The organism is Phycisphaerae bacterium (genome assembly GCA_018003015.1).
GTDB lineage: Bacteria > Planctomycetota > Phycisphaerae > UBA1845 > PWPN01 > JAGNEZ01.
In genome coordinates this window covers 18,908-39,366 of sequence record JAGNEZ010000010.1, presented here as the reverse complement: position 1 = coordinate 39,366, position 20,459 = coordinate 18,908, and the positions used below count along the sequence as shown (strand labels likewise).

Genomic DNA, 20,459 nt, shown 5'->3' with positions numbered 1-20,459 from the left:
CCGCATGGCCGCACCCCGGATCATTCTGTTTCCTGGCATGGGCTGTGACGAGCGGCTCTTTGGCCCGCAGCGAGAAGGGGGGCTGGAGATCGAAACGCCTCCAATGCCGGTGGCGGAGGCGGACGAAAGCCTCCCGGCGTACGCGGCCCGCACTGCCCGGTCCCTGGCGATCGACCAAACCTGCGTGGTTGGCGGCGTCTCATTTGGCGGTATGCTAGCTTGTCAGATCGGGTCACTCGTCCACCCGAGATGCGTGCTGCTGATTGCCTCCTGCCGCGGCAACGCCGCCATTCCACGCACGTTCTGGCCCTTGAGATGGCTCTCGCACTTGTGTCCCGATTGGTTCATTCGCCGGCGCGGCCAGGCGAGCTGCCGCCTCCTCGCCCGGCTCGAATCGCTCACTGAGCACCAGTCTCGGCTCATCCGGGACATGTCCTTGTCAGTACCTGTGCCCCACCTGCGCCGGATCGGCCGGATGATCCTGCAGTGGAACGGAGACCCACCACCCACCTGTCCCGTTCACCACATCCACGGCGCAAGGGATCGGATCATTCCCCTCCGCAAGGTCAAGCCCGACCTGGTCATTCCCGACGGGGGTCACATGATCAACCTGACCCATGCGGATCGGGTCAATGAGTTCATCGCCCGACACGCCACCGACGCCGGGGACGCGAGCCGGCATCGATGAGCGGAACCGACCAGGAGATCGACCGCCCTGCGGCCTGCTGGGATGGCCCGTGGCGCGGCCGCGAAAACAGGCCGAGCCGGGTTCGTCGCCCGGCTCGCCTGGTGGAATCGTACGCGGCAACGTACGAATCAGCCTGTAGGGTCCAGTGTACCGCCCACTGTCGCTCGCCGCAACGTCGCCGAACGACCCAGCCAGCGCATTTGGAGGGATCTCCCCGGATCCGCGACGCCCGCTTACTTCGGCAGGTAGAGGTTGCCCAGGGTCACCGGGCTGTAAAGATGCCTTCGGGACCCCGACCAGGAGCCGTACTCGCCCAGGCGGGGGATGAACCGCCCGAAATTGACACCGCAGAATGTCGCTCGCGGACCGAGCGAGGCCAGGGGAATGCGGATCTCCACGCTCCACCGGCCCGAACGAGATTGATCATCCACCGCCGCCGTGACCCGGGCCGGCCAGTCCTCGCACCGGGCCACCCGGGCAAGACACGGCACCCCTTGCTGGGTGATCACCGCCCCATTGGCCTTGATCACGACATGGAACAACTCGCCGGGGTCGACCACCTTCCCGCTCGGGTCGAGCACCACTTCGACCAGATCCTCGCCCGTCGGCCATAGTTCGTCGTAACGCACCTGATTGTCACGAGAGAGGCGGCGCTCGGCCATCTTGTCGTCGTCGCAGGCAAAAGCGATGTACAGGTACTCGTCGTCATGGGTGACGAATGCGGTGGTGATCTGGGACAGTCGATCGGGTGAAGGACGGCCCTGCTTGGGTATGTCCAGGGCCCCCACGAGGACGAAGTCACCCGCCACGTTGCCGGCCCCGAGCGGCCAGTCGTCGAGCTTGCCGTCGATGGTGAGTGGCCGGGCCAGCCGCTGCGAGGTCAGGACGCACAGTCGGCCGGTTGCCATCACCGCGTCACCACTCTCCGGGGTGAACGCCAGCTTGAACGGCGTGACACCCTCGAGACGGGCCTCCAGCGACGGGGCTTCCATGACCACATCGCGCCGGGCGGTGCGGGCCGAGGCGAGACTCTGAACCGTGGCCGCCGTCTCGCCCTGGGTCCAAGCCTGCGGCGCCTCGGCGACGGTCAGACGCCCGCTCACTGCCTGACGAGTCGCATTGAACACCGCGACCGTCGCGGTCACGCTCAGCCCGTCGGGCGTGCCTGGCGAGCCCTGCACCCGGATACCCTCCACTGCCACGCGAACGTTGCGCACCGCCCGGGTGAGCCGGGCCCACTCAATCTGTTGTGAGAGCCGCTTTGTTTCGCTGGCCTCGTCCTGGGTCGGAGCGGAGGCGGGCTGCTGGATCGCCGCGGTCAGCTCGTTGGCCATCAGCTTGCGAGCCAGGGACCACGCGGTCGGGTCAGTTGCCCAGCCGTTCGGCCGCCCGTCCAGCAAGTGCTCGCCATAGCAGCCGGCGCCCCCGAACGGGAAGAGATCCTCGGAGAAGATGCGGGCAATCCCCGGACGACGGTTTCGCGCCAGCAGCCAGAGGTATTCATAGTCCTGTAACCCGCGGCGCAGTCGTTTCAGCCGGATCGAGGGTACCGGACCCTCCAGCCCGTAGGGCTTGCCGGGCCAGAGCAGGCAACCTTCGCTGCCCGAAGACCGCGGTACGCCGTCGTCCGCCCATGCGTTGATGCCGGGCAGCAGGATGGCATCACAGCCGAACCGGTACGCCTGCCAGGCCAGCGTTTGGGCATCCACCGGCGCCGCCAGCATGGAGAGTGAACCGCTGTACGGTGGTCGGTCGGGGTTCAACCACGTTCGCCGCCCCGCCGCCCGCTGCCGGGCGAGTTCTTCGGCGTCGGCCAGACTGGCGGGCACCGCCCAGACCGCAACCAGCTCGCCCAGGTCCACGAAACCGTCATCACGCCAACCGTAGGCGGCCATCGACTCCGACGGGACCGGGCACACCATCCTCAGCCGACCATCGATCTGCTTGAACAGCTCACCCAGGGCCCTGTACTGGCGATATCGTTCAGCCTGCGATCGCCCCGGAACCCCCATGAACGCATAGTGCTGATCCATCCAGCGGCGCTCGACGAAATGCCCGATGCACTGCCGGAGATAATCCGTCAGCATCCGTTGGTAGTCGGGAGATCCCCACCCGCCATACAGTTCCGGTGGCGGCCGGCGCTCGTCGATGGGCAGGGGCCACGCAGGAGCTGCTGCCCGGTCATCGAAAACCGTACCGTCGATCAGGCCCGCGACCAGCCGGTCATAGTCCGTCCAGTCCAGTTCCGCTTCTCCGGACCCGCCCAGGCGGCGGAAGGGCTGGATGTCGGCCAGAATCGGACTACACCGATGATCGTGAAGCAGGTGCGTGGCGCTATCCAGGACGGTCACTGCCCGTTGATAGCCGGGATCGTCGAACGTCAACCGGTTGGGGGTGTACGGACGACCATGCAACTCAACGTGCTGACGCAGCAGCTTGGCGGTATCGACGGTGGCCAGGGCGGCCAAGTGGCTGGTCTGGGGCAGGGCGAAGGGCCAGACCTCCAGCGTCAAAGCCAGGTTCACAGCCGGACCCCCTGCGGGGGTAATATGAATGGCGGAGTCGTATGGGCCCGCCGGCGTGCCGGGCGGAACGCGAACCTCAGCCCAGACCACCTCGCATTCACCGGCGCGAAGCGAGATCGGCAAGGCGCCACGCGGGGCGGTCAGCGGCACGAGAACGTCCGGGAAAAACCGGAGCTTGCGTAGATCCGGCGTCAGCCGAAGATACCAAGCCGGGTAGTCCTCGACGGCCACGCGGACCTCACGAAACAGGGCAATTCGATCGAGTCCGACCGTCTGGTCGCCCAGGCGAAGTGGATCGAGAGCGACACTCATGACCCTGCCGACCTGGCGGGTTCGCATCACAACCTGAAAAGCCACGGTCTCATTGACGGCGGCGCTGAGCCGGACCCGCCCATCAGCCTCACGGTAGACCTCGTTTTCGCCCTCGGGCAGGGCATCGGGATGGACGGTCACCGATTCCGGCACGACCCAGACCTGGATCGGGCCGGTCGCCGCCGTGAACGAGGCGCATCCCGCCATGATCGGCAGGCTCAGGCCAACGATGCTGAGCGGTAGGATTCTCACCGTCGAACGACTCACCTGGGTATCCGGGCGCAGGGCTCGGCGACCTCGATTCTCCCCCGTCAGGTACGGCCATTCCTATACTGGCAACTCAACTTTGTGGCAACCGTTGCCGACATTAAGAAGATCTGGGCGGGGGTCTGGCACGGGGAGCCCGCACCAGGGGTGGAGGTTCTCATGCCGGAGAACAGTGGGGTCCCATCGACGTTTCATCAACAACTGCTGTGGGGGAGATGACGTATGGTCACCCAGTTACCCGACGGTTCGGTCGAGTTCACCTTCTATCGTCCCCAGGCGCGCCAGGTCTGCTTGGCCGGCGATTTCAACGCCTGGCAGACCTGTTTCCTCATGATCCGTCATCTGGACGGCTGGTGGCGATGCCGGTTGATGCTCGCTCCAGCCACCTACCAGTTCCGCTATTGCGCCGACGGGGTATGGTTCAACGACTATGCGGCCTTCGGGCTGGAACATGGCCCCTACGGGCTCAATTCCGTGGTCAAAATCGACCCTGTGCCTGCCGGCGAACGGGTCGCGGCCTGACGCCGAGGACCCAAGATTCCCACCCCGCGGTCGGGGCTCGAGGCTGGCCCGTCGACTTGACCGCCGACCCACAGGCGATTAGCGTAGGGTGTGCGCCAGCCGAGAGGATTGAGCCCTTCAGGCTGACAAGCCCCCAGCCCGGGTGGCGGAACTGGCAGACGCGCATGGTTGAGGGCCATGTAGCCGAAAGGCTGTGGAGGTTCGATCCCTCTCCCGGGCAGTCATTGTCTTCAAGGCTTCCGATTCCGGTGCGGGGTAGCATCGTAGTCCGCCTCACGACAAGACCTTGTTTTAACTGGAGTTAAATAATGATCCGAGTTCTAAGCGCCCTCGCTGTCGTTCTCTTTTTGTCCACGAGCATGGTCTGGGCTGAAGAAAAGCCCGCCGCCGCAGCGACGGAGACCGTCAAGGCAACCACCCCACCCTCCGCCGCCGATGGCGTCTTCAAGACCCAGATCGCCAAGGTCAGCTACGCCATCGGTATGAACATGGGCAACATGCTCAAGGCCCAGTACATTGAGCCCGATCTCGACGCCCTGACCCGTGGCATCAAGGATGTTCTCGCCGGCGGCAAGCCCCTCATGACCGACAAGGAGGTCACCGAGACCTTCAGGGCTTTCCAGACTGAGCACCAGGTCACCGTCGAGAAGAAGAAGAAGGAACTCGGCGAGAAGAACAAGGCGGAGGGCGACAAGTATCTCGCCGCCAACAAGACCAAAGAAGGCGTGAAGACTACGGCCAGCGGTTTGCAGTACAAGGTGATCAAGGAAGGCACTGGCGCCCAGCCCAAGGACACCGATACCGTCAAGGTTCACTACACGGGCAAACTGCTCAATGGCAACGTGTTTGACAGCTCCGTCGATCGTGGCCAGCCGGCCACGTTCCAGGCCAACCGCGTGATCAAGGGTTGGACCGAAGCCTTGCAGCTCATGAAGGTCGGTTCGAAGTGGGAACTCACCATCCCCTCGGAGCTGGCCTACGGCCCGAACGGCTCGGGCGCCCGGATTCCTCCGAACTCCGTGCTCGTCTTCGAGGTCGAGTTGCTCAACATCGAGCCGCCGAGCACCGCCCCCGCCCCGCGCATTCGCATGAACCCGCCGGCGGGCGGCGCCACCACCAAGCCGGCCACCCCGGCCGCGCCGAAATGATCGCGGCGCCATCGGGACCGTGGGCCTGGTGAGAGGTCCTGCCCGGCCCCTGGTCTGATCGGCTGACGACGACGATTCACGGTCCAGAATCGCTCCTTCCCCGATTCTGGACCGTTCTCTTTTGATGCCGCTACAATACGCCCATGTCCCCGATTGACGTCCATCAACTGAGTAGGATCTTCAAGGTGCCGGAGCGCGAGAGCAGCTTTAAGGCCGCACTGGCCAGCTTATTCAACCGCCGGTACCGTGAGGTTCGGGCCGTCGATGACATCAGCTTCAGCATCGAGCAGGGTGAAATCGTCGGCTTCCTCGGCCCCAACGGGGCCGGCAAGACCACTACCCTGAAGATGCTGGCCGGCTTGCTCCACCCGACCAGCGGGACCGCCTCCGTCCTAGGCTACACACCCTGGCGACGCGAGGCCGACTACCTCAGTCGCATCAGCATGGTCATGGGCCAGCGGAGCCAGCTCCTCTGGGACCTGCCGGCCATGGACTCGTTCCGCGTCCAGCTGGCGGTCTACCGCGTCGACAAGAAGACTGGTCGCGATACCCTCGACGAGATGATCGCCATGCTCGACATTGGCGACGTCCTGCGCAAGCAAGTTCGCACCCTCTCTCTCGGCGAGCGGATGAAGTGCGAGATCTGCCTGTCGCTCCTTCACCGCCCGGCGGTTCTCTTTCTCGACGAGCCCACCCTCGGCCTGGACGTCACCATGCAGGGCCGGATCCGCGATTTCGTAGCCGAGTACAACCACCGCCATGGGGCCACCATCATTCTGACCTCGCACTACATGGCTGACGTCACCGCCCTGTGCAAACGCATCGTGGTGATCGACCACGGCAAGATTCTCTTCGATGGCCCTCTGGTCGATCTCAGCGCCCGTCTGGCCCCGTTCAAGGTCATCTCCATCGATCTGGAGACCAGCCCTGACGGCTACGACTTCGATCGCATCGGCGAGGTTTGCGCCCGCAAGGATCAGAAGGTCTCGATCCGCGTTCCTCGCGAACGCGCCGCGGAGCTGGCCGGCCGACTCTTAGCCGAGCTGCCCGTCCGCGACGTGACCGTTGAGGACCCGCCCATCGAGGATGTCATCAAGATGGTCTTCGCTCGGGGCATGGAGCAGACGCCGTGACCGTCCTGCGGGTTATCCTGTCAGCCATGCCGGCCTACCTGCGGGCCTCGATGCAGGGCATGTTCCAGTACCGGGGCGAGCTGATCCTCTGGGCCCTCTGGGGTGTGGTTTATCCCACTGTGGCGATGGTTGCCTGGCAGGCCGCGGCTCGCGATCCGATCGAGGGAAATACCATCAAGGGCTACGGGGCCCAGGAGTTCGCGACCTACTTCCTGTTGACCATGGTCATTGGGCACCTGTGTACCGCGTGGGACATGTTCGAGATTGGCTACCTCATCCAGAGCGGCAAGATGTCCACCAAGCTTCTCCGGCCGATCCTGCCGATCTGGGAGAGCATCTCGGACAACCTGGCCTACAAGGTTTTGACCCTGGTGATCCTCCTGCCGCTGTGGTTGCTGGTTGCCCTGTGGGCCCGGCCGCGCTTCGACGTGAGCGGCATGCAGGCCCTGCTCGGGGTGATGGCCATCGGCCTCGGCGCGGCCCTGAATTACATCTTCAACTATGCCCTCGCCATGCTGGCTTTCTGGATTACCCGGACTGATGGGCTGGGCCAGTTGTGGTTTGGCATGAGTCTGTTTTTCGGCGGCCGGTTGGCCCCGGTGACGATCATGCCGTCACCGATGCAGCCGCTGATCTCTATGATGCCCTTCAAGTGGATCATCTGGTTCCCCAGCGCGGCCCTGATGGGCCAGCTCTCCGAGCGCGAGATCCTCATCGGCCTCGTCTGCCAGTTCGCCTGGCTCGCCGCCGGCCTGGTTCTCTTCCGCATTCTCTGGCGGGCCGGTGTCAAGCGCTTTACCGCCGTGGGGATCTGAAAAGAGCCTCTTCCCCCTTTTTGCGTAAGCCGCGCCCGAACGGGCAGCGCCGGACCACCGCATTGTCCAGCGGACGCGAAGCCGCTCAGCCGTTATCCTGGTGAACGCCGGCGGGGAGTCGTAGACGCCTTGGTCGTCACACCCACTGGCTGTGGAACACGCCGGGCATGTCCACCCGCTCGTAGGTGTGGGCCCCAAAGTAGTCGCGCTGGGCCTGCAGCAGGTTGGCCGGCAGACGGTCTCGACGGTAGCTATCGAAGTAGGCCAGGGCGGACGCGAACGCCGGAACCGGAATGCCTCGCTCCGCGGCCGTGGCCACCACCTTGCGCCAGCTCTTCTGGCTCCGTTCGATGATGTCCTTGAAGTACGGATCGAGCAGCAGGTTGGCCAGGTCCGGGTTGCGGTCGTAGGCTTCCTTGATGCGGTTGAGGAAGTGGGCCCGGATAATGCACCCGCCGCGCCAGATCATCGCGATCTCGCCGTACTTGAGCGACCACTGGTATTCGTGGCTAGCCGCGCGCATGAGCTGGAAGCCCTGGGCATATGAGCAGATCTTGGAGGCATAAAGGGCGTCGTGGATGGCCTGGATGAAGGCCTCTTTGTCGCCGCTGTAACGGGCCGATGGTCCCTTGAGCACCTTCTTGGCCGCGACGCGTTCCTCCTTGATCGCCGAAATGCACCGAGCAAAGACGGCCTCGGCGATGGTCGGAGCGGGCACCCCCAGAGTGAGGGCCGACTCGCTGGTCCACTTGCCGGTGCCCTTCTGGCCGGCCTTGTCCAGGATCTGCTCGACCAGGGGCTTGCCGGTCTCCTTGCGATCGTCCTTCTTTTTGAAGATGTCGGCGGTGATCTCGATGAGGTAGCTGCTCAGGTCGCCTTCGTTCCACTTCCTGAAGATCTCGTGCAGGGCGTTGGCCTCGAGCCCCAACGCCGTCTTGAGGATGTAGTAGGCCTCGCAGATCAGCTGCATGTCGCCGTACTCGATGCCGTTGTGAACCATCTTGACGTAGTGGCCAGCACCGTCCGGTCCGACGTAGGTGCAGCACGGCTTACCGTCCTGCGTGGCCTTGGCGGCAATCGCGGTCAGGACCGGTTCGATCAGGGCGTAAGCCTCGGGCTGGCCGCCGGGCATGATGCTCGGGCCCTTGAGGGCGCCTTCCTCGCCGCCGGATACTCCGGTTCCGATGAACAGCAAGCCCTTGGCGGCCAGATCCCGGTTCCGCCGGATGGTATCCGGGAAGTGACTGTTGCCGCCGTCGATAATCAGGTCGCCCCGGTCGAGCAGGCCGGCGAGCTGATCCATCACGTCGTCGACCGCCTTGCCGGCCTTGACCATGAGCAGGATCTTACGCGGGGACTCCAGGGCACCGACGAACTCCTGCAACGTCTTGGCGGCCACGAACCGCTTGCCCGCCCCCCTTTCGGCCATGAACCGCTCGGTTTTCTCCGTGGTCCGGTTGTACAAGGCCATCGAGTAGCCCCGGCTCTCGATATTCAGGGCCAGGTTGCTGCCCATGACGTCCAATCCGATCAAACCCACCTGCTGATTGCCCATGACGTTACAGCTCCGATTGAAAAACACCTGTCGCGAGGGGACGAGGCCCCTGCGTGCCAGCGGGCTTGAGCCGGCTGGCCGCACGCGGGCGAATTCTACAGCCGGCCAGCCCAACCGCAAGACGTTGAAGGATGCCCCCAGCGGCGGTCCTGGTTGGAGCGGGACCGCTGGGGCGGTGACGCCCCGTAGGTCCTTCGGACGCCTGACCTCCCGACGGCGAGCCCATGGCCAGTCGTATGACCGGCGGTGCACGGGGAACCGCCGTGCGTTTGCTTTCTTCGCCGGTTTCAGCCGGCTTGGCGTCTCGTGGGTCCGACCTGACGGTCAACCGCCTACCACTCGTGGGATGGCCGACGGTTCGCTTGCCAACATCGCGGTGCTTCTGCTACACTGAGCCATTCACGGCGACGGGCACCAGGAGTCATCAGAACATCGTTGCTTGAGCTGGACACGGCCGTTCGGGAGCCGCTGTCAACGGGTCAACACAGATCCGAGCCAAGGGAGTATGGACAGTGAATCCACCCCGGCCGAAGCGGTCGAGCCCGGTCGGGGTGCCGGAGCGACCTCATCTCTTATCACCACCCATCATTACGCAAGGAGCAAACGCATGAGCAAAGCGGAGTCCAGCGGCGTGAGCGCTTCCCAGGTTTTCCAACCGCCGGCCGGTTTCGCCGCCAAGGCCCACGTCAAGTCGATGGATCAGTACCGGCAGATGTACCAGCGGTCCATCACCGATCCGGAAGGTTTCTGGGGTGACATCGCCAGCACGTTCTACTGGAAGCAGAAATGGACCAAGGTTCGGGAGTATGACTTCAAGGGGGACATCTCGATCAAGTGGTTCACCGGAGGTAAGACCAACATTACCTACAACTGCCTGGATCGCCACCTGGCGACCCGCGGCGACCAGGTTGCGATCATCTGGGAAGGCAACGAGCCATCCGAGGACGCGAAGCTGACCTACAAGCAACTCCACGAGCAGGTCTGCAAGTTCGCCAACGTGCTCAAGAGCAAGGGCGTCAAGAAGGATGACCGCGTCTCCATCTACATGCCCATGGTCAAGGAGCTGGCCATCGCCATGCTGGCCTGCGCCCGCATCGGGGCGATCCACTCGATCGTGTTCGGCGGGTTCAGCGCCGAGTCGCTGGCCGACCGCATCGCCGACTCTGGCTGCAAGGCCTTGGTGACGACCGACGGCGTGTACCGCGGCTCCAAGGCGGTGACGCTCAAGGCCAACGCCGACGAAGCCATGAAGCTGGCGGAGAAGCAGGGCGTGGCGGTTAATACCTGCATCGTCTACGAGCGCGTCGGGCAGGACAAGCTGCCGATCAACATGCAGGCCGGCCGCGACCACTGGTGGCATCACCTGATGAAAAACGCCTCCGCCGACTGTGAGCCGGAGTGGATGGATGCGGAGGACCCGCTGTTCATCCTCTACACTTCCGGGTCGACCGGCAAGCCCAAGGGCGTGCTCCATACCATCGGCGGCTACATGGTCTTCACGGCCACGACCCACAAGTACATCTTCGATTACCACGACGGCGACGTATACTGGTGCACGGCCGACATCGGCTGGGTCACGGGCCACTCCTATATTGTGTACGGTCCGCTGGCCAACGGGGCGACCACGCTGATGTTCGAAGGCGTGCCCACCTACCCCGACGCCGGGCGATTCTGGGCGGTCTGCGACAAGTACAAGGTCAACCAGTTCTACACCGCCCCGACCGCCATCCGGGCCCTGATGCGCGAGGGCGAGTCCTGTGTCAACAAGCACAGCCTGGCTAGTCTTCGCTTGCTCGGCTCGGTCGGCGAACCGATCAACCCCGAGGCCTGGCTGTGGTACTACAAGCACATCGGCAAGGAACGCTGCCCGATCGTGGATACCTGGTGGCAGACCGAAACCGGCGGCATCCTAATCACGCCGCTGGCCGGCGCCATTCCGCTCAAGCCCGGCTCGGCCACCTTGCCGTTCTTTGGGGTCAAGCCCGTGATGCTCACCCCGGAAGGCAGACGCATCGAAGGCCCCGGCTCCGGCGTGCTCTGCATAGAGGAGCCGTGGCCGGGCATGATGCGCACCGTTTACGGGCAGCATCGCCGGTTCAAAGAGACCTACTTCAGCACCTATCCGGGCCTCTACTTCACTGGCGACGGCTGCAAGCGCGATGAGGATGGCTACTACTGGATCACCGGCCGGGTGGATGACGTGATCAACGTCTCCGGTCACCGCATCGGAACGGCCGAGGTCGAAAGCGCCCTCGTGTCCCATCCCACCGTGGCCGAGGCCGCCGTCGTCGGCTTCCCACATCAGATCAAGGGGCAGGGCATCTACGCCTATGTCACCCTCAAGGTCGGGCAGGAGTACACCGACGAGCACAAGAAGTCGCTGCTCCAGCACGTCCGCAAGGTGATCGGCCCGATCGCGACCCCCGACGTGATCCACTGGGCTCCCGGCCTGCCCAAGACAAGGTCGGGCAAGATCATGCGGCGAATCCTGCGCAAGATCGCCGAAGGAGAGCCGGACAAGATCGGCGACACCACCACCCTGGCCGATCCGACCGTGGTCAAGAATCTGGTCGAGAGCTACAAAGCCGTCAGCTGATCGCTGATAGACGGCCGTCCGCGGGGCGAAAGCTCGTCGCCCCGCGGATGACCGGGCCCTTGCCCGGCTACTCATCTCACCACGGGGCAGCACCCCTCGGCCCCCGTGTGCCGTCTCCCGAGAGGGAGTGGGTTCCTATCCCGGCAGACTACCGTGCATGCCTCCGCGTGCATTCGAAAGGACGGATACATGAGCAAGCCAGTCGACCCCGTCGAGACTCAACCGAAAGACCCCGCCACGACGCTTCCCTATGGAGTGCCCCGAGGTCTTGTGCAGGTTCCCAACCGCGGACGGATCGTCACCTTTGCCGGCTTGGGCATCAATCTGGCCCTCGGCGTGCTTTACAGCTGGAGCGTGTTGAGCAAGGAGATCCCGTCGGCCTGGGGCTGGACGGAGACCGGCAAGTCGTGGCCCTACGCCTGTGCCTGCCTGGTGTTCTGCCTGGTCATGGTCCCGGCCGGCCGCATGCAGGACCGGATTGGCCCCCGGATTGTGGCAACCCTCGGCGGCGTGCTGGTCGGCATCGGGATGATCCTCGCCAGTTTCACCACCACGCTGACCGGTTATCTGATCGGCTTCGGCCTCCTGGCGGGAGCTGGCATCGGCTGCGGTTATGCCTCGGCCACTCCCCCGGCAGTGAAGTGGTTTCCGGCCAAGAAGACCGGGCTGATCGCCGGCCTGGTGGTCGCCGGTTTCGGTTTGGCCAGCGTGTACATTGCCCCCTTGGCCACGCATCTTGCCCAGGAGTACGGGCTGCAGACGACCATGCTGTTGTTTGGACTCGGCTTTCTCGTCGTGGTGGTCGGGCTGGCTCAACTGCTGGCGGCGCCACCCAAGGGCTACATTCCCCCCGGCACACCGCCCGCCAAGCCCGGCTCCGCCGCGGCTAGGAAGGAGGATTTCACGCCCGGCGAGATGCTCGCAACCTGGCAGTTCTACGTGCTCTGGTTCATGTACGCCTGCGGGGCGGGCGCCGGCCTGATGATCATCTCCAAGCTCGCCAAGATCGCTCAGGACCAAGCCGGCCTCAAACTGGGCTTCGTGCTCGTCGCGGTGCTGGCTATCGGTAACGGCGGCGGCCGCATCGGCGCGGGGCTCCTCTCCGACCGCATTGGTCGCAAGGCAACCATGTTCATCTGCTTCGTTGTTCAGGCGGTGGCGATCATGGCTCTCTCCAGAGCGAGGGCCGACAGTTTCCTTGCTCAGCCGGTCGTCCTTGCCCTGCTCTCGGCCGTCATCGGGGCCAATTACGGTGCCAACCTGGCCCTGTTCCCGTCGGTCACCAAGGACTACTACGGTCTGAAGGACTTCGGTGTGAACTACGGGCTGGTATTCACCGCGTGGGGACTCGGCGGCTTCATGCTCTCGCTGCTGGCGGGCAGGGTCTACGACCAGACCCACGCCTTCACCTTCGCCTACTACTGCTCGGCCGGACTCCTGCTGGCCGCGGCCCTGGTGACCTTCGTTGTTCAAGCGCCGCAGGCCAAGACGCAGGCTCCTGCGGCTTGACGCGAGCCCCTTCTGGTCCGACGCCGGATCCAATCCCGCCCGGACGCGCGTTCGTACGCCCGGCACGCCGGCCCACGGAGCGGACCCATCACGCCCCGAAATGGCCAAGGCCGAACTCGCCCGCCGCTCGGCGCAGCTTCCAGCCACTCGGGGTGCGCACGACTTCGAGATCCCATCGGCTGGGTACTCGCTGAGAGCTGGTCCCGCCGCCCATGCGGATGTCAGCCATGACCTGGCAGACCACCTTGGCGAGGTCGCCGAGAACCTCGATCCGGTACCCGCCTACGCGGACCCGCTTGACGGTGTTCTGCTGGAGAACAACGTGGGCCCGGGCGATCACCGCTTCCTTACCGGCCAGGCTGCCGAAGTAGCCTTCCTTGATCACCACGCCATCATCGAAGTGCTCGGCCAGCGTGGCCATGTCGCCGTCATCGACCGCCACGGCCAGCGTGTGAACCAGGTCCTTGATCGCCTCGCGGTCGGTGATCACCAGGCGCTGGACCACGATCTGAGCCAGGCAGGTGGCCACGACCACCCACAATCCGATTCGCGTCCGTCGGGTTGCGTAGCGGCGGTGAATCGCCAGCGCGATCGCGACGATCACGACCGCAACCAGGAAGAGGAGAATCGGGTCCTCGAACAGCATGCGAGTCAGGAAGTCGAGCATAGGCAGACAACCAAACGCCGAGAAGACGAAAGAGAGAACCGAGAGCCGAAAGCGGGAACAGAAGAGCCAAACGGCGGATCACCATCGTGGCTGAACGGCCCGGCGTTCTCCCTTCTCAACTCTCCCTTCTCGCCTCCGGCGGTACGTCGGCAGCGCCGGGACCACCGCGATCCTCCGCGCCGGCCGCGATCAGGTGGCCAGGCCCGACTCGACGAACGACCGGTGGCCAGCCTTTCGCCGGATCGTACCATCGATCCAGCACCGCCTGCCAGTCGTCCGGCTTGGCCACGGCGATGAAGGCATCGCGTACCTGGCGGTCCATGGGGTGCAACTCACTGTACTTGATGCCGAACTTGCGCATGATCTTGCCCGCGACAAGCGGGCCATAGGTCTCCACTGCCCAGGCGTAGTGTTGCCGGATGGTGATGCCCTGCTCTGCGACCGTCGGTGGCACGGGAAGGGACCGGCCCGCGAGCAGAGCCCGGATCTCGGCGAAGATCCAGGGATTGCCGATGCATCCCCGGGCGACGGCGACTCCATCCACACGGGTCTGCTCGATCATTCGCAGACAGTCCTCGGCGGCAAAAAGGTCGCCGCTTCCCAGGACGATTCTGTCACCCACATGCCGCTTCACCCGGGCCAGGAACCGCCAGTCGCTGCGCCCGACATACCGCTGCCTGACCGTCCGCGGATGCACGGTCACGGCATCCACCCCAATCTCAAAAGCCCCTTCCAGAATCTCAAAGAAGTAACGCTCACTTTCCGGCGAGTCGTCCATCCCCCGACGCATTTTCACGGTCAGCGGGCAGCGGCCGGCAACCGCGGCATGAACCGCGCGCACGATAGCCCGGGCCGTCGCGGGCTGGCTGAGCAGGAAGCCTCCCCGGCACCGGCCCAGCACCTTGCGCACCGGACAGCCAAAATTGAGGTCGACGCAGTCGTAACCGGCGGTCACCAGGGCGTCGGCCGCCCGGGCGAGACTCGCCGGCTCGGCTCCCATGAGCTGTCCCCCGACCGGATGATCGTCCGCCGCAACCCGCGTCAGCGCCCGCTGCTTCTTGCCTTTGGTGAGCACGAGCTGGTCGAGCACTACTTCATTGAGGGCATAGACTGCGCCCTGCAGGCGGGCAACGCGGCGCATGGGCAGGTCGCTGTAACCGCTCAGGGCCGCCTGGACCACGGGGAATCCAATATCCAGCGAACCGATCCGGAACATGCGTCTATTGTATGGTCTTGACCGGCTCGGGGGGCGGGCGGGCAATCACTTCACCCCCCGGAGGCAGTTCGGCCAACGTCTGGGCATCCACCTGGCCTTCCAGCCCGGCTCGGACCACCAGTCGTTTCTGCCGGCGGTGTAGGTACAGCCCGGCGGCCAGAACGATGATCGCGGCACAGGCCACGACAATCGTGTGCGTGACACTCTGCACTTCGCCCACCAATGCTTCAAGATTGTCACCGAAAAACCGGCCCAGGAACTTGCCCAGCAGAACCAGCGTGGGAACGCTCAGCAGCGCAGCACTGCCATCGGCGAGCAGAAACGTCGCGTACGGCACCTTCAGGACACCCGCGGCCATGAAGGTCATCCCTCGGATCGGCGGCATGAACCGGGCCGCAAAGATGATCTTGACCCCGTGCTGGGCGAACAGACGCTCGGCCATGACCAGCCGCGGAGGATTCACCAGCTGCCGGACAAAGCGGTACTCCACCACGTGGTGCCCGAACCGCCGGCCGATGGTGAAGAGCAGAAGGTCACTGCCCAGAACCCCCACCATGGCCACCAGGATGGTGAGCCAGACATTGGCGCCTTGGGCATAACACAGGTAGCCGCCGGTGAGCAAGGGTACGTCCTCGGGAAGGGGTAGTCCGAGTCCGGTTGCCAGGAGAATCAGAAAAAGCCCCAGATATCCCCACTGCTCCCAGGACATCGTTGCTCCCGTCACGTCGTGGAACCTGCCGCCCTTGGGTATGTGGGCCAGGCTTCCAGCCTTTCATCTGAACAGCGAGGGGCCCGTCCCGCACCAGGCGAGATAGGTTCCTAGGCGACACTGCGGCACAGTTCGGATATCGTAACCGGCCTCAGCTGATCGGTCTACGCGTGGCTGCCGGGCGAGCCGGGGAGCCTGTAATCACCGTGGAAGGAGTCATCGTTGGCCAGCGAGAGATGGTATCAGGGGGGGCTGCGGTTCGAGTGTACCGCCTGCGGCAACTGTTGTACCGGCGCTCCCGGCTACGTCTGGCTAACGCGTGAGGAAATCCGCCGGATCGCCGAGTTTCTCGGTCGCAACGATGAGTGGCTTCCCAAGGAGACCCTCCGGCGAGTGGGCCTGAAGTACTCCCTGACTGAGAAGACCAACGGCGACTGCGTTTACCTGGTGAACGCAGGCAACGGCCGACGAACCTGCTCGATCTATCCGGTCCGCCCGCTTCAGTGCCGTACCTGGCCCTTCTGGTCGGTCAATCTGAAGAGTCCGGCGGCCTGGGCCGACGCTTCCGAAAAGTGCCCGGGCATGAACAGCGGCAAAGAGCACGACTATGCGGCCATCGAGGAGATCCGGCTGAGACAGTCGTGGGAATAGGTGGACGGCCAGGATCACCGGTCTGCTTCCGTCCTGCCGATCCGAGGCGGGCGACGCCTTTCCGTCCGGCGCAGCCCTCCGCCGGCGCCCGCTTGCGATCGTTGTCTCTGCTCCGGCCGTTGCCATCGCCTCCTTGACAAAGCATATCGGTTGGTACACTATACCATCGGTGCCGACCATGACCGCGGAAGCCAGACGCAAGCGGATTGAGCAGTTCGAGCGCGCCTGTCGCGAGCGGGGTCTGCCCGTGACCACTCAACGACGCGTGGTGCTTGAGGAGATGCTCGTCCGCAAGGACCACCCCACCGCCGATCAGATCTACGATTCGCTCAAGAGTCGGCTCCACGGCCTGTCGCGAACCACGGTCTACCGTATTCTGGACACCCTGGTCCAGTTCGGCATTATCACCAAGATCTGCCATCACGGCTCGGCCGCCCGATTCGATCCGGAGGTGCGTCAGCATCATCATCTGGTGTGCATGCACTGCGAGGCGATCATCGATGTTGAGACTGGTCCTCGGGACAGGATCGCCTGGCCCAGCGTTCGGGGTCTTGGCTTCCAGATCCAGGACTATCTCATCCACTTTCGGGGGATCTGCGACCGGTGCCGCCAGACGTGCGCCGCCGAGGTGCAGCTGCCACCCCCAGCCGCGCGACACCCTACCGAGAAACCGGCGTGGCCGGTGTTGGAACGTACCAGGCGGAAGAAGGAGAACCAAACCATGAGATCGCGGCGCAAACCGATCAGCAAAGGAGGTTCCCATGATTGACCGAGGTGTCAGAGATACGAACCGCGCACTCTACTGGCGCGGGAAGGGCCGGGTAAAACCCTTGGAGGGGGGGACAACATCCAAGGGCATGAGCCGGCGGGCCAAGGTCCTGTCCACGGCCGGTGCAACGCTGCTGGCGGTGTCCTTGTCCTGCGCGAACCAACCGGGTGACTGGCTGGGCCGGCGGGTGCCGCAGACCCAACACGGCGCCGCGGCCATGGACTACCAGGCGCGCGAGTACGACAAGCTGATTCCCCCGACCGACGCCGCTCAGGTTCCGTGCCGCATCGACCCGCATATCTGGGACGCTTTCGTGCCCGCCGACAACAAGATGACGGTGGAACGTGTCGCTCTCGGCAAGAAGCTCTTCTTTGACAAGCGCCTTTCAAAGGACGGCACGGTTTCCTGCGCGACCTGTCACGACGTGACTCGGGCGTTCACCGACCAACGGCCCACCTCCGAAGGAATCGGCGATAAACTTGGCCGCCGGAACGCGCCCACAACGATGAACGCCGTTCTCCTCCAGACGATGTTCCTCGACGGCCGCTCCCCCACCCTCGATCATCAGGCTACCCTGCCGATCATCAATCCCATCGAAATGGGCTTCCCCGATGGGGAGTCGGCCGCCAGGGCGATCGCCGGAGACGTCGAATACCAGCAGATGTTCAAGAAGGCCTATGGTCGCGAGGTCAATTACGAGGACATCGGCCGGGCGATCGGGGCTTTCGAACGAACCATGGTCTTCCTCGACTCGCCGTTCCGGCGGTATCTCGAGGGTGACCCCAAGGCCATCTCCGCCGATGCCAAGGAAGGCTGGCGGCTGTTCAACGAGAAGGCCCGCTGTGTCAGCTGCCACCACATGAGCCTCTCCAATCCGCTGGGCACCGACAACCGGTTCCACAACATCGGCGTGTCCGCCCGCCACCAGGACTTCGAGGGACTCGCCCGCAGAGGCCTGAAAGCCCTGCAGGAGGATCCGTCCGAGAGACGGCTCGAGGAGCTCGCCCTGAACACGGATATGAGTGAGCTCGGACGGTTCATGATAACCAAGAACCGCTCGGACATCGGAGCGTTCCGCACCAGCATGCTGTTGAACGTCGGGATCACTCCGCCGTACATGCATGACGGCACCGTCACGACTCTGTGGGACGTGATGGATCACTACAACAAGGGCGGCGAGGCCAACCTGTTCCTCGACGGTGGCATGGAGCCGCTGGCTCTCACCGAGAAGGAAATCGACCAGGTCGTGGCCTTCCTGTTCACTCTGACCGATCTGCGTTTCGCGGAAGAGAACCAGCGCCAGATGGGGCTGCAACGCGCCCAGGCGCTGAAGAGCCGTCCGCTTCGCGACGACCAGACGGCTAATCGGAAGAAGCTGGCCTTTGAGGATCGGATCAGCAAGTAAGGAGTCGTCTCATGAAGCCAAGACACAAGAGCGTTGAAACCCGATACATGGAAGAACGTCAGACGTTCTTCGACGATCTGAGGAGGCTCGACCGGCGGAGTTTCCTCAAGGTGTCGGCGGCGGCCCTGGGTATCACCGCGGCCAACGGCCTCGTCGCCCCCACCTCGTTCCAACCGGTCAAGCTCGCTTACGGGGCAACCCCGGAAGGCGGCGAAAAGTCGTTCCGCTTCGCCTACATCTCCGATTCCCACCTTTACGAGAAGGAGGTGAACGACCGTTTCGCCCGCTCCCTGATGCGGGCGGTCGACGACGTAAATCGCCTCGACCCGCAGCCGGACTTCGTCTTCTACGGCGGCGATCTGGCCCAGCTCGGCCAGGCCAAAGAGCTCGAACTCGGCGCCCAAATCCTCAAGAACCTCAAGGCCCCGCTCAAGATCATGGTCGGTGAACACGACTGGTACCTGGACATGGGCGAGAAATGGCAGGCTCTGTTCGGCGAACCCACCGAGTCCTGGGACCACAAGGGGGTCCATTTCGTCAAACTCCTGAGCGTGATCGAGGAAGACTTCTGGACCGCACGCGGCATGAAGCCCATGGAGCGGATGCAGACCGTGGCCGGCCTGGACAACGGCGTCCAGAAACCGTTCACCGTCGGGCCCGAGCAGCGCGCCTGGCTCAAGAAGGATCTGGAGAAGCTCGCTGACGACGCACCTGTCGTCGTCTTCTCCCACTCGCCGCTCTACAAGATCTACAAGAACTGGAACTTCTGGACCGACGACGCCGATGAGGTCCAGGCCATCCTCAAGCGGTTCAGGAACGTGACCGTCATCCACGGCCACACCCACCAGATGCTCACCAACCGCATCGGCAATATCCACTTCCACGGTCTCCTCGCGACCGCCTGGCCGTGGCCCTACGCCCCCGAGGGGATGCCGGAGCTCACGGTTCAGATGACCCGCCCCGATCCGTTCAATCCCCAGGACGGCTGCGGGGATGGTGAGGTCTGCGTGTATTCCGATGGCATGGTGGACAAGATCCACAACTTCTGGAACCGCAATCCAGTCACGGTGACGAGAGCGTATATGTCGAGCCGGGGCAGGCAATCAGTGCCCGCCAGACCGAATCGCCCGGCTTATTGAGCAGAGAGGAGAACGACGATGCGGAAGAACACACGAAGCGTTCTGCTGGCCGCGTTGTGCGCCGCTTGCGCCGCGGTGTTGTGGGCGACCTACAACTACAGCGTGGCCGCGGACTGCGACGCCGGAACCCAGTCGGTGGCCGACGTGGCCGCGGGCAAGGTCGGCGGCAAGGGGCTGGCTGACGCCCACATGGACCAGTGGAAGCGAAGGAACCCCGTGCGATCCAAGGACTGGGTGGCCGAGGAGAAAGAGCGGCACAAGATCCAGCCGCCAGCCGACAACTCCTACTTGCTGAAAGGCGAGCAGGGCAAGGGACACAGCTACGGGCAGTACACCGAGCTCGATATCCTGACTTGGTCGCGTGAAGCCGAGAAGATGGTGGTCGAAGGATCGAGGATCTTCCACAGCGCCACCGAGCTGGGCAGCACCGTCGCGGTCTCCTGTGATATGTGCCATCCGGATGCGGCCAACACTCATCCGGAGACCTACCCGAAGTTCCAGGCCCAGATGGGCCGGGTCGCGCTGCTCCGCGATATGATTAACTGGTGCATCGAGCATCCCGTGCGCGGCAAGCGCTTCGAGGCCGACGATCCGAAGATGCGGGCCCTGGAGGCCTACATCCTCGCCCAGCGCAAGGGAACGCCGCTCAACTACGGCAAGCATTGACGCCCGAATCCCGCTTCGCTGATGCGAGAGCGGCGTCCGGTCGGACGGGTGACGGTCCGGACGTCCGCCCACCGCCGCGGACGGGAAAGGCGACCGATCACCTGGATACGGTGCTTTGGCCGTCGCGGATGTGGCGAGCCCCCATCCGGCGGCAAGGACCTGAAAGT

Annotated in this window: 17 protein-coding genes and 1 tRNA gene; 13 read left to right on the top strand and 5 right to left on the bottom strand. The window is 64.2% G+C overall.

Going from position 1 to position 20,459, the window contains the following annotated elements:
* Positions 1–4 precede the first annotated feature (4 nt).
* The gene (locus tag KA354_06585; protein MBP7934298.1) at positions 5–688 is read left to right on the top strand and encodes an alpha/beta hydrolase; all 684 of its coding nucleotides are present in this window, start codon (positions 5–7) and stop codon (positions 686–688) included.
* Between the two features lie 233 nt (positions 689–921).
* On the opposite strand, the gene KA354_06580 is transcribed toward KA354_06585, so the two are convergent.
* A complete protein-coding gene (locus KA354_06580) occupies positions 922–3,792 on the bottom strand; it encodes a DUF4091 domain-containing protein (GenBank protein MBP7934297.1) in 2,871 nt (956 codons plus the stop codon).
* 222 nt (positions 3,793–4,014) lie between these two features.
* Between KA354_06580 and KA354_06575 the strand changes: the two genes are divergently transcribed.
* The 5 genes from KA354_06575 to KA354_06555 all read left to right on the top strand — a co-directional run bounded on the left by KA354_06575 (position 4,015) and on the right by KA354_06555 (position 7,410).
* Positions 4,015–4,314, top strand: coding sequence for a glycoside hydrolase family 13 (locus tag KA354_06575; protein MBP7934296.1), 300 nt, complete (start codon positions 4,015–4,017; stop codon positions 4,312–4,314).
* Positions 4,315–4,450: 136 nt separating this feature from the next.
* Positions 4,451–4,534: transfer RNA gene (locus KA354_06570), tRNA-Leu, on the top strand.
* 88 nt (positions 4,535–4,622) lie between these two features.
* Positions 4,623–5,462 (top strand): FKBP-type peptidyl-prolyl cis-trans isomerase, encoded by an 840-nt coding sequence (locus tag KA354_06565; protein MBP7934295.1) that lies wholly within the window; start codon positions 4,623–4,625, stop codon positions 5,460–5,462.
* Positions 5,463–5,605: 143 nt separating this feature from the next.
* Complete coding sequence (locus KA354_06560; protein MBP7934294.1) at positions 5,606–6,595, top strand: ATP-binding cassette domain-containing protein; 990 nt, start codon at positions 5,606–5,608, stop codon at positions 6,593–6,595.
* On the top strand, positions 6,592–7,410 hold the full coding sequence (locus KA354_06555) for an ABC-2 family transporter protein (protein MBP7934293.1): 819 nt from the start codon (positions 6,592–6,594) through the stop codon (positions 7,408–7,410). Before KA354_06560 ends, KA354_06555 begins: the two co-directional genes overlap by 4 nt.
* A gap of 136 nt (positions 7,411–7,546) precedes the next feature.
* On the opposite strand, the gene gndA is transcribed toward KA354_06555, so the two are convergent.
* Positions 7,547–8,965 carry an NADP-dependent phosphogluconate dehydrogenase gene (gndA, locus tag KA354_06550; protein MBP7934292.1) on the bottom strand — a complete coding sequence of 473 codons (1,419 nt, stop codon included), beginning with the start codon at positions 8,963–8,965 and terminating at the stop codon, positions 7,547–7,549.
* A 607-nt stretch (positions 8,966–9,572) separates the two neighbouring features.
* On the opposite strand from gndA, the gene acs reads away from it, so the two are divergent.
* A complete protein-coding gene (gene acs, locus KA354_06545) occupies positions 9,573–11,561 on the top strand; it encodes an acetate--CoA ligase (GenBank protein ID MBP7934291.1) in 1,989 nt (662 codons plus the stop codon).
* A 189-nt stretch (positions 11,562–11,750) separates the two neighbouring features.
* Positions 11,751–13,070, top strand: coding sequence for an OFA family MFS transporter (locus KA354_06540; GenBank protein ID MBP7934290.1), 1,320 nt, complete (start codon positions 11,751–11,753; stop codon positions 13,068–13,070).
* An 88-nt stretch (positions 13,071–13,158) separates the two neighbouring features.
* Here KA354_06540 and KA354_06535 read toward each other — a convergent pair whose 3' ends face one another.
* From KA354_06535 to KA354_06525, 3 genes are all read right to left on the bottom strand, one after another.
* Complete coding sequence (locus KA354_06535) at positions 13,159–13,737, bottom strand: nuclear transport factor 2 family protein (GenBank protein ID MBP7934289.1); 579 nt, start codon at positions 13,735–13,737, stop codon at positions 13,159–13,161.
* 115 nt (positions 13,738–13,852) lie between these two features.
* A complete protein-coding gene (locus tag KA354_06530) occupies positions 13,853–14,953 on the bottom strand; it encodes a tRNA-dihydrouridine synthase (protein MBP7934288.1) in 1,101 nt (366 codons plus the stop codon).
* A gap of 4 nt (positions 14,954–14,957) precedes the next feature.
* Positions 14,958–15,677 carry a DedA family protein gene (locus KA354_06525; GenBank protein ID MBP7934287.1) on the bottom strand — a complete coding sequence of 240 codons (720 nt, stop codon included), beginning with the start codon at positions 15,675–15,677 and terminating at the stop codon, positions 14,958–14,960.
* Between the two features lie 207 nt (positions 15,678–15,884).
* Here KA354_06525 and KA354_06520 point away from each other — a divergent pair, with 207 nt between their 5' ends.
* From KA354_06520 to KA354_06500, 5 genes are all read left to right on the top strand, one after another.
* Positions 15,885–16,313, top strand: a complete 429-nt coding sequence (locus KA354_06520) for a YkgJ family cysteine cluster protein (protein MBP7934286.1) — start codon at positions 15,885–15,887, stop codon at positions 16,311–16,313.
* 178 nt (positions 16,314–16,491) lie between these two features.
* Complete coding sequence (locus tag KA354_06515; GenBank protein ID MBP7934285.1) at positions 16,492–17,082, top strand: transcriptional repressor; 591 nt, start codon at positions 16,492–16,494, stop codon at positions 17,080–17,082.
* A 217-nt stretch (positions 17,083–17,299) separates the two neighbouring features.
* Complete coding sequence (locus tag KA354_06510) at positions 17,300–18,487, top strand: cytochrome-c peroxidase (protein ID MBP7934284.1); 1,188 nt, start codon at positions 17,300–17,302, stop codon at positions 18,485–18,487.
* Positions 18,488–18,498: 11 nt separating this feature from the next.
* Entirely contained in the window at positions 18,499–19,626 is a 1,128-nt protein-coding gene (locus tag KA354_06505) for a metallophosphoesterase (protein ID MBP7934283.1), read from the top strand.
* A gap of 18 nt (positions 19,627–19,644) precedes the next feature.
* Positions 19,645–20,292, top strand: coding sequence for a hypothetical protein (locus tag KA354_06500; GenBank protein ID MBP7934282.1), 648 nt, complete (start codon positions 19,645–19,647; stop codon positions 20,290–20,292).
* Positions 20,293–20,459: the final 167 nt, after the last annotated feature.

Coding starts and splice junctions, on each gene's coding strand:
- KA354_06585 (MBP7934298.1), top strand. CDS start 5: ATGGCCGCACCCCGGATCATTCTGTTTCCTGGCATGGGCTGTGACGAG.
- KA354_06575 (MBP7934296.1), top strand. CDS start 4,015: ATGGTCACCCAGTTACCCGACGGTTCGGTCGAGTTCACCTTCTATCGT.
- KA354_06565 (MBP7934295.1), top strand. CDS start 4,623: ATGATCCGAGTTCTAAGCGCCCTCGCTGTCGTTCTCTTTTTGTCCACG.
- KA354_06560 (MBP7934294.1), top strand. CDS start 5,606: ATGTCCCCGATTGACGTCCATCAACTGAGTAGGATCTTCAAGGTGCCG.
- gndA (MBP7934292.1), bottom strand. CDS start 8,965: ATGGGCAATCAGCAGGTGGGTTTGATCGGATTGGACGTCATGGGCAGC.
- acs (MBP7934291.1), top strand. CDS start 9,573: ATGAGCAAAGCGGAGTCCAGCGGCGTGAGCGCTTCCCAGGTTTTCCAA.
- KA354_06540 (MBP7934290.1), top strand. CDS start 11,751: ATGAGCAAGCCAGTCGACCCCGTCGAGACTCAACCGAAAGACCCCGCC.
- KA354_06535 (MBP7934289.1), bottom strand. CDS start 13,737: ATGCTCGACTTCCTGACTCGCATGCTGTTCGAGGACCCGATTCTCCTC.
- KA354_06530 (MBP7934288.1), bottom strand. CDS start 14,953: ATGTTCCGGATCGGTTCGCTGGATATTGGATTCCCCGTGGTCCAGGCG.
- KA354_06515 (MBP7934285.1), top strand. CDS start 16,492: ATGACCGCGGAAGCCAGACGCAAGCGGATTGAGCAGTTCGAGCGCGCC.
- KA354_06510 (MBP7934284.1), top strand. CDS start 17,300: ATGGACTACCAGGCGCGCGAGTACGACAAGCTGATTCCCCCGACCGAC.
- KA354_06505 (MBP7934283.1), top strand. CDS start 18,499: ATGAAGCCAAGACACAAGAGCGTTGAAACCCGATACATGGAAGAACGT.
- KA354_06500 (MBP7934282.1), top strand. CDS start 19,645: ATGCGGAAGAACACACGAAGCGTTCTGCTGGCCGCGTTGTGCGCCGCT.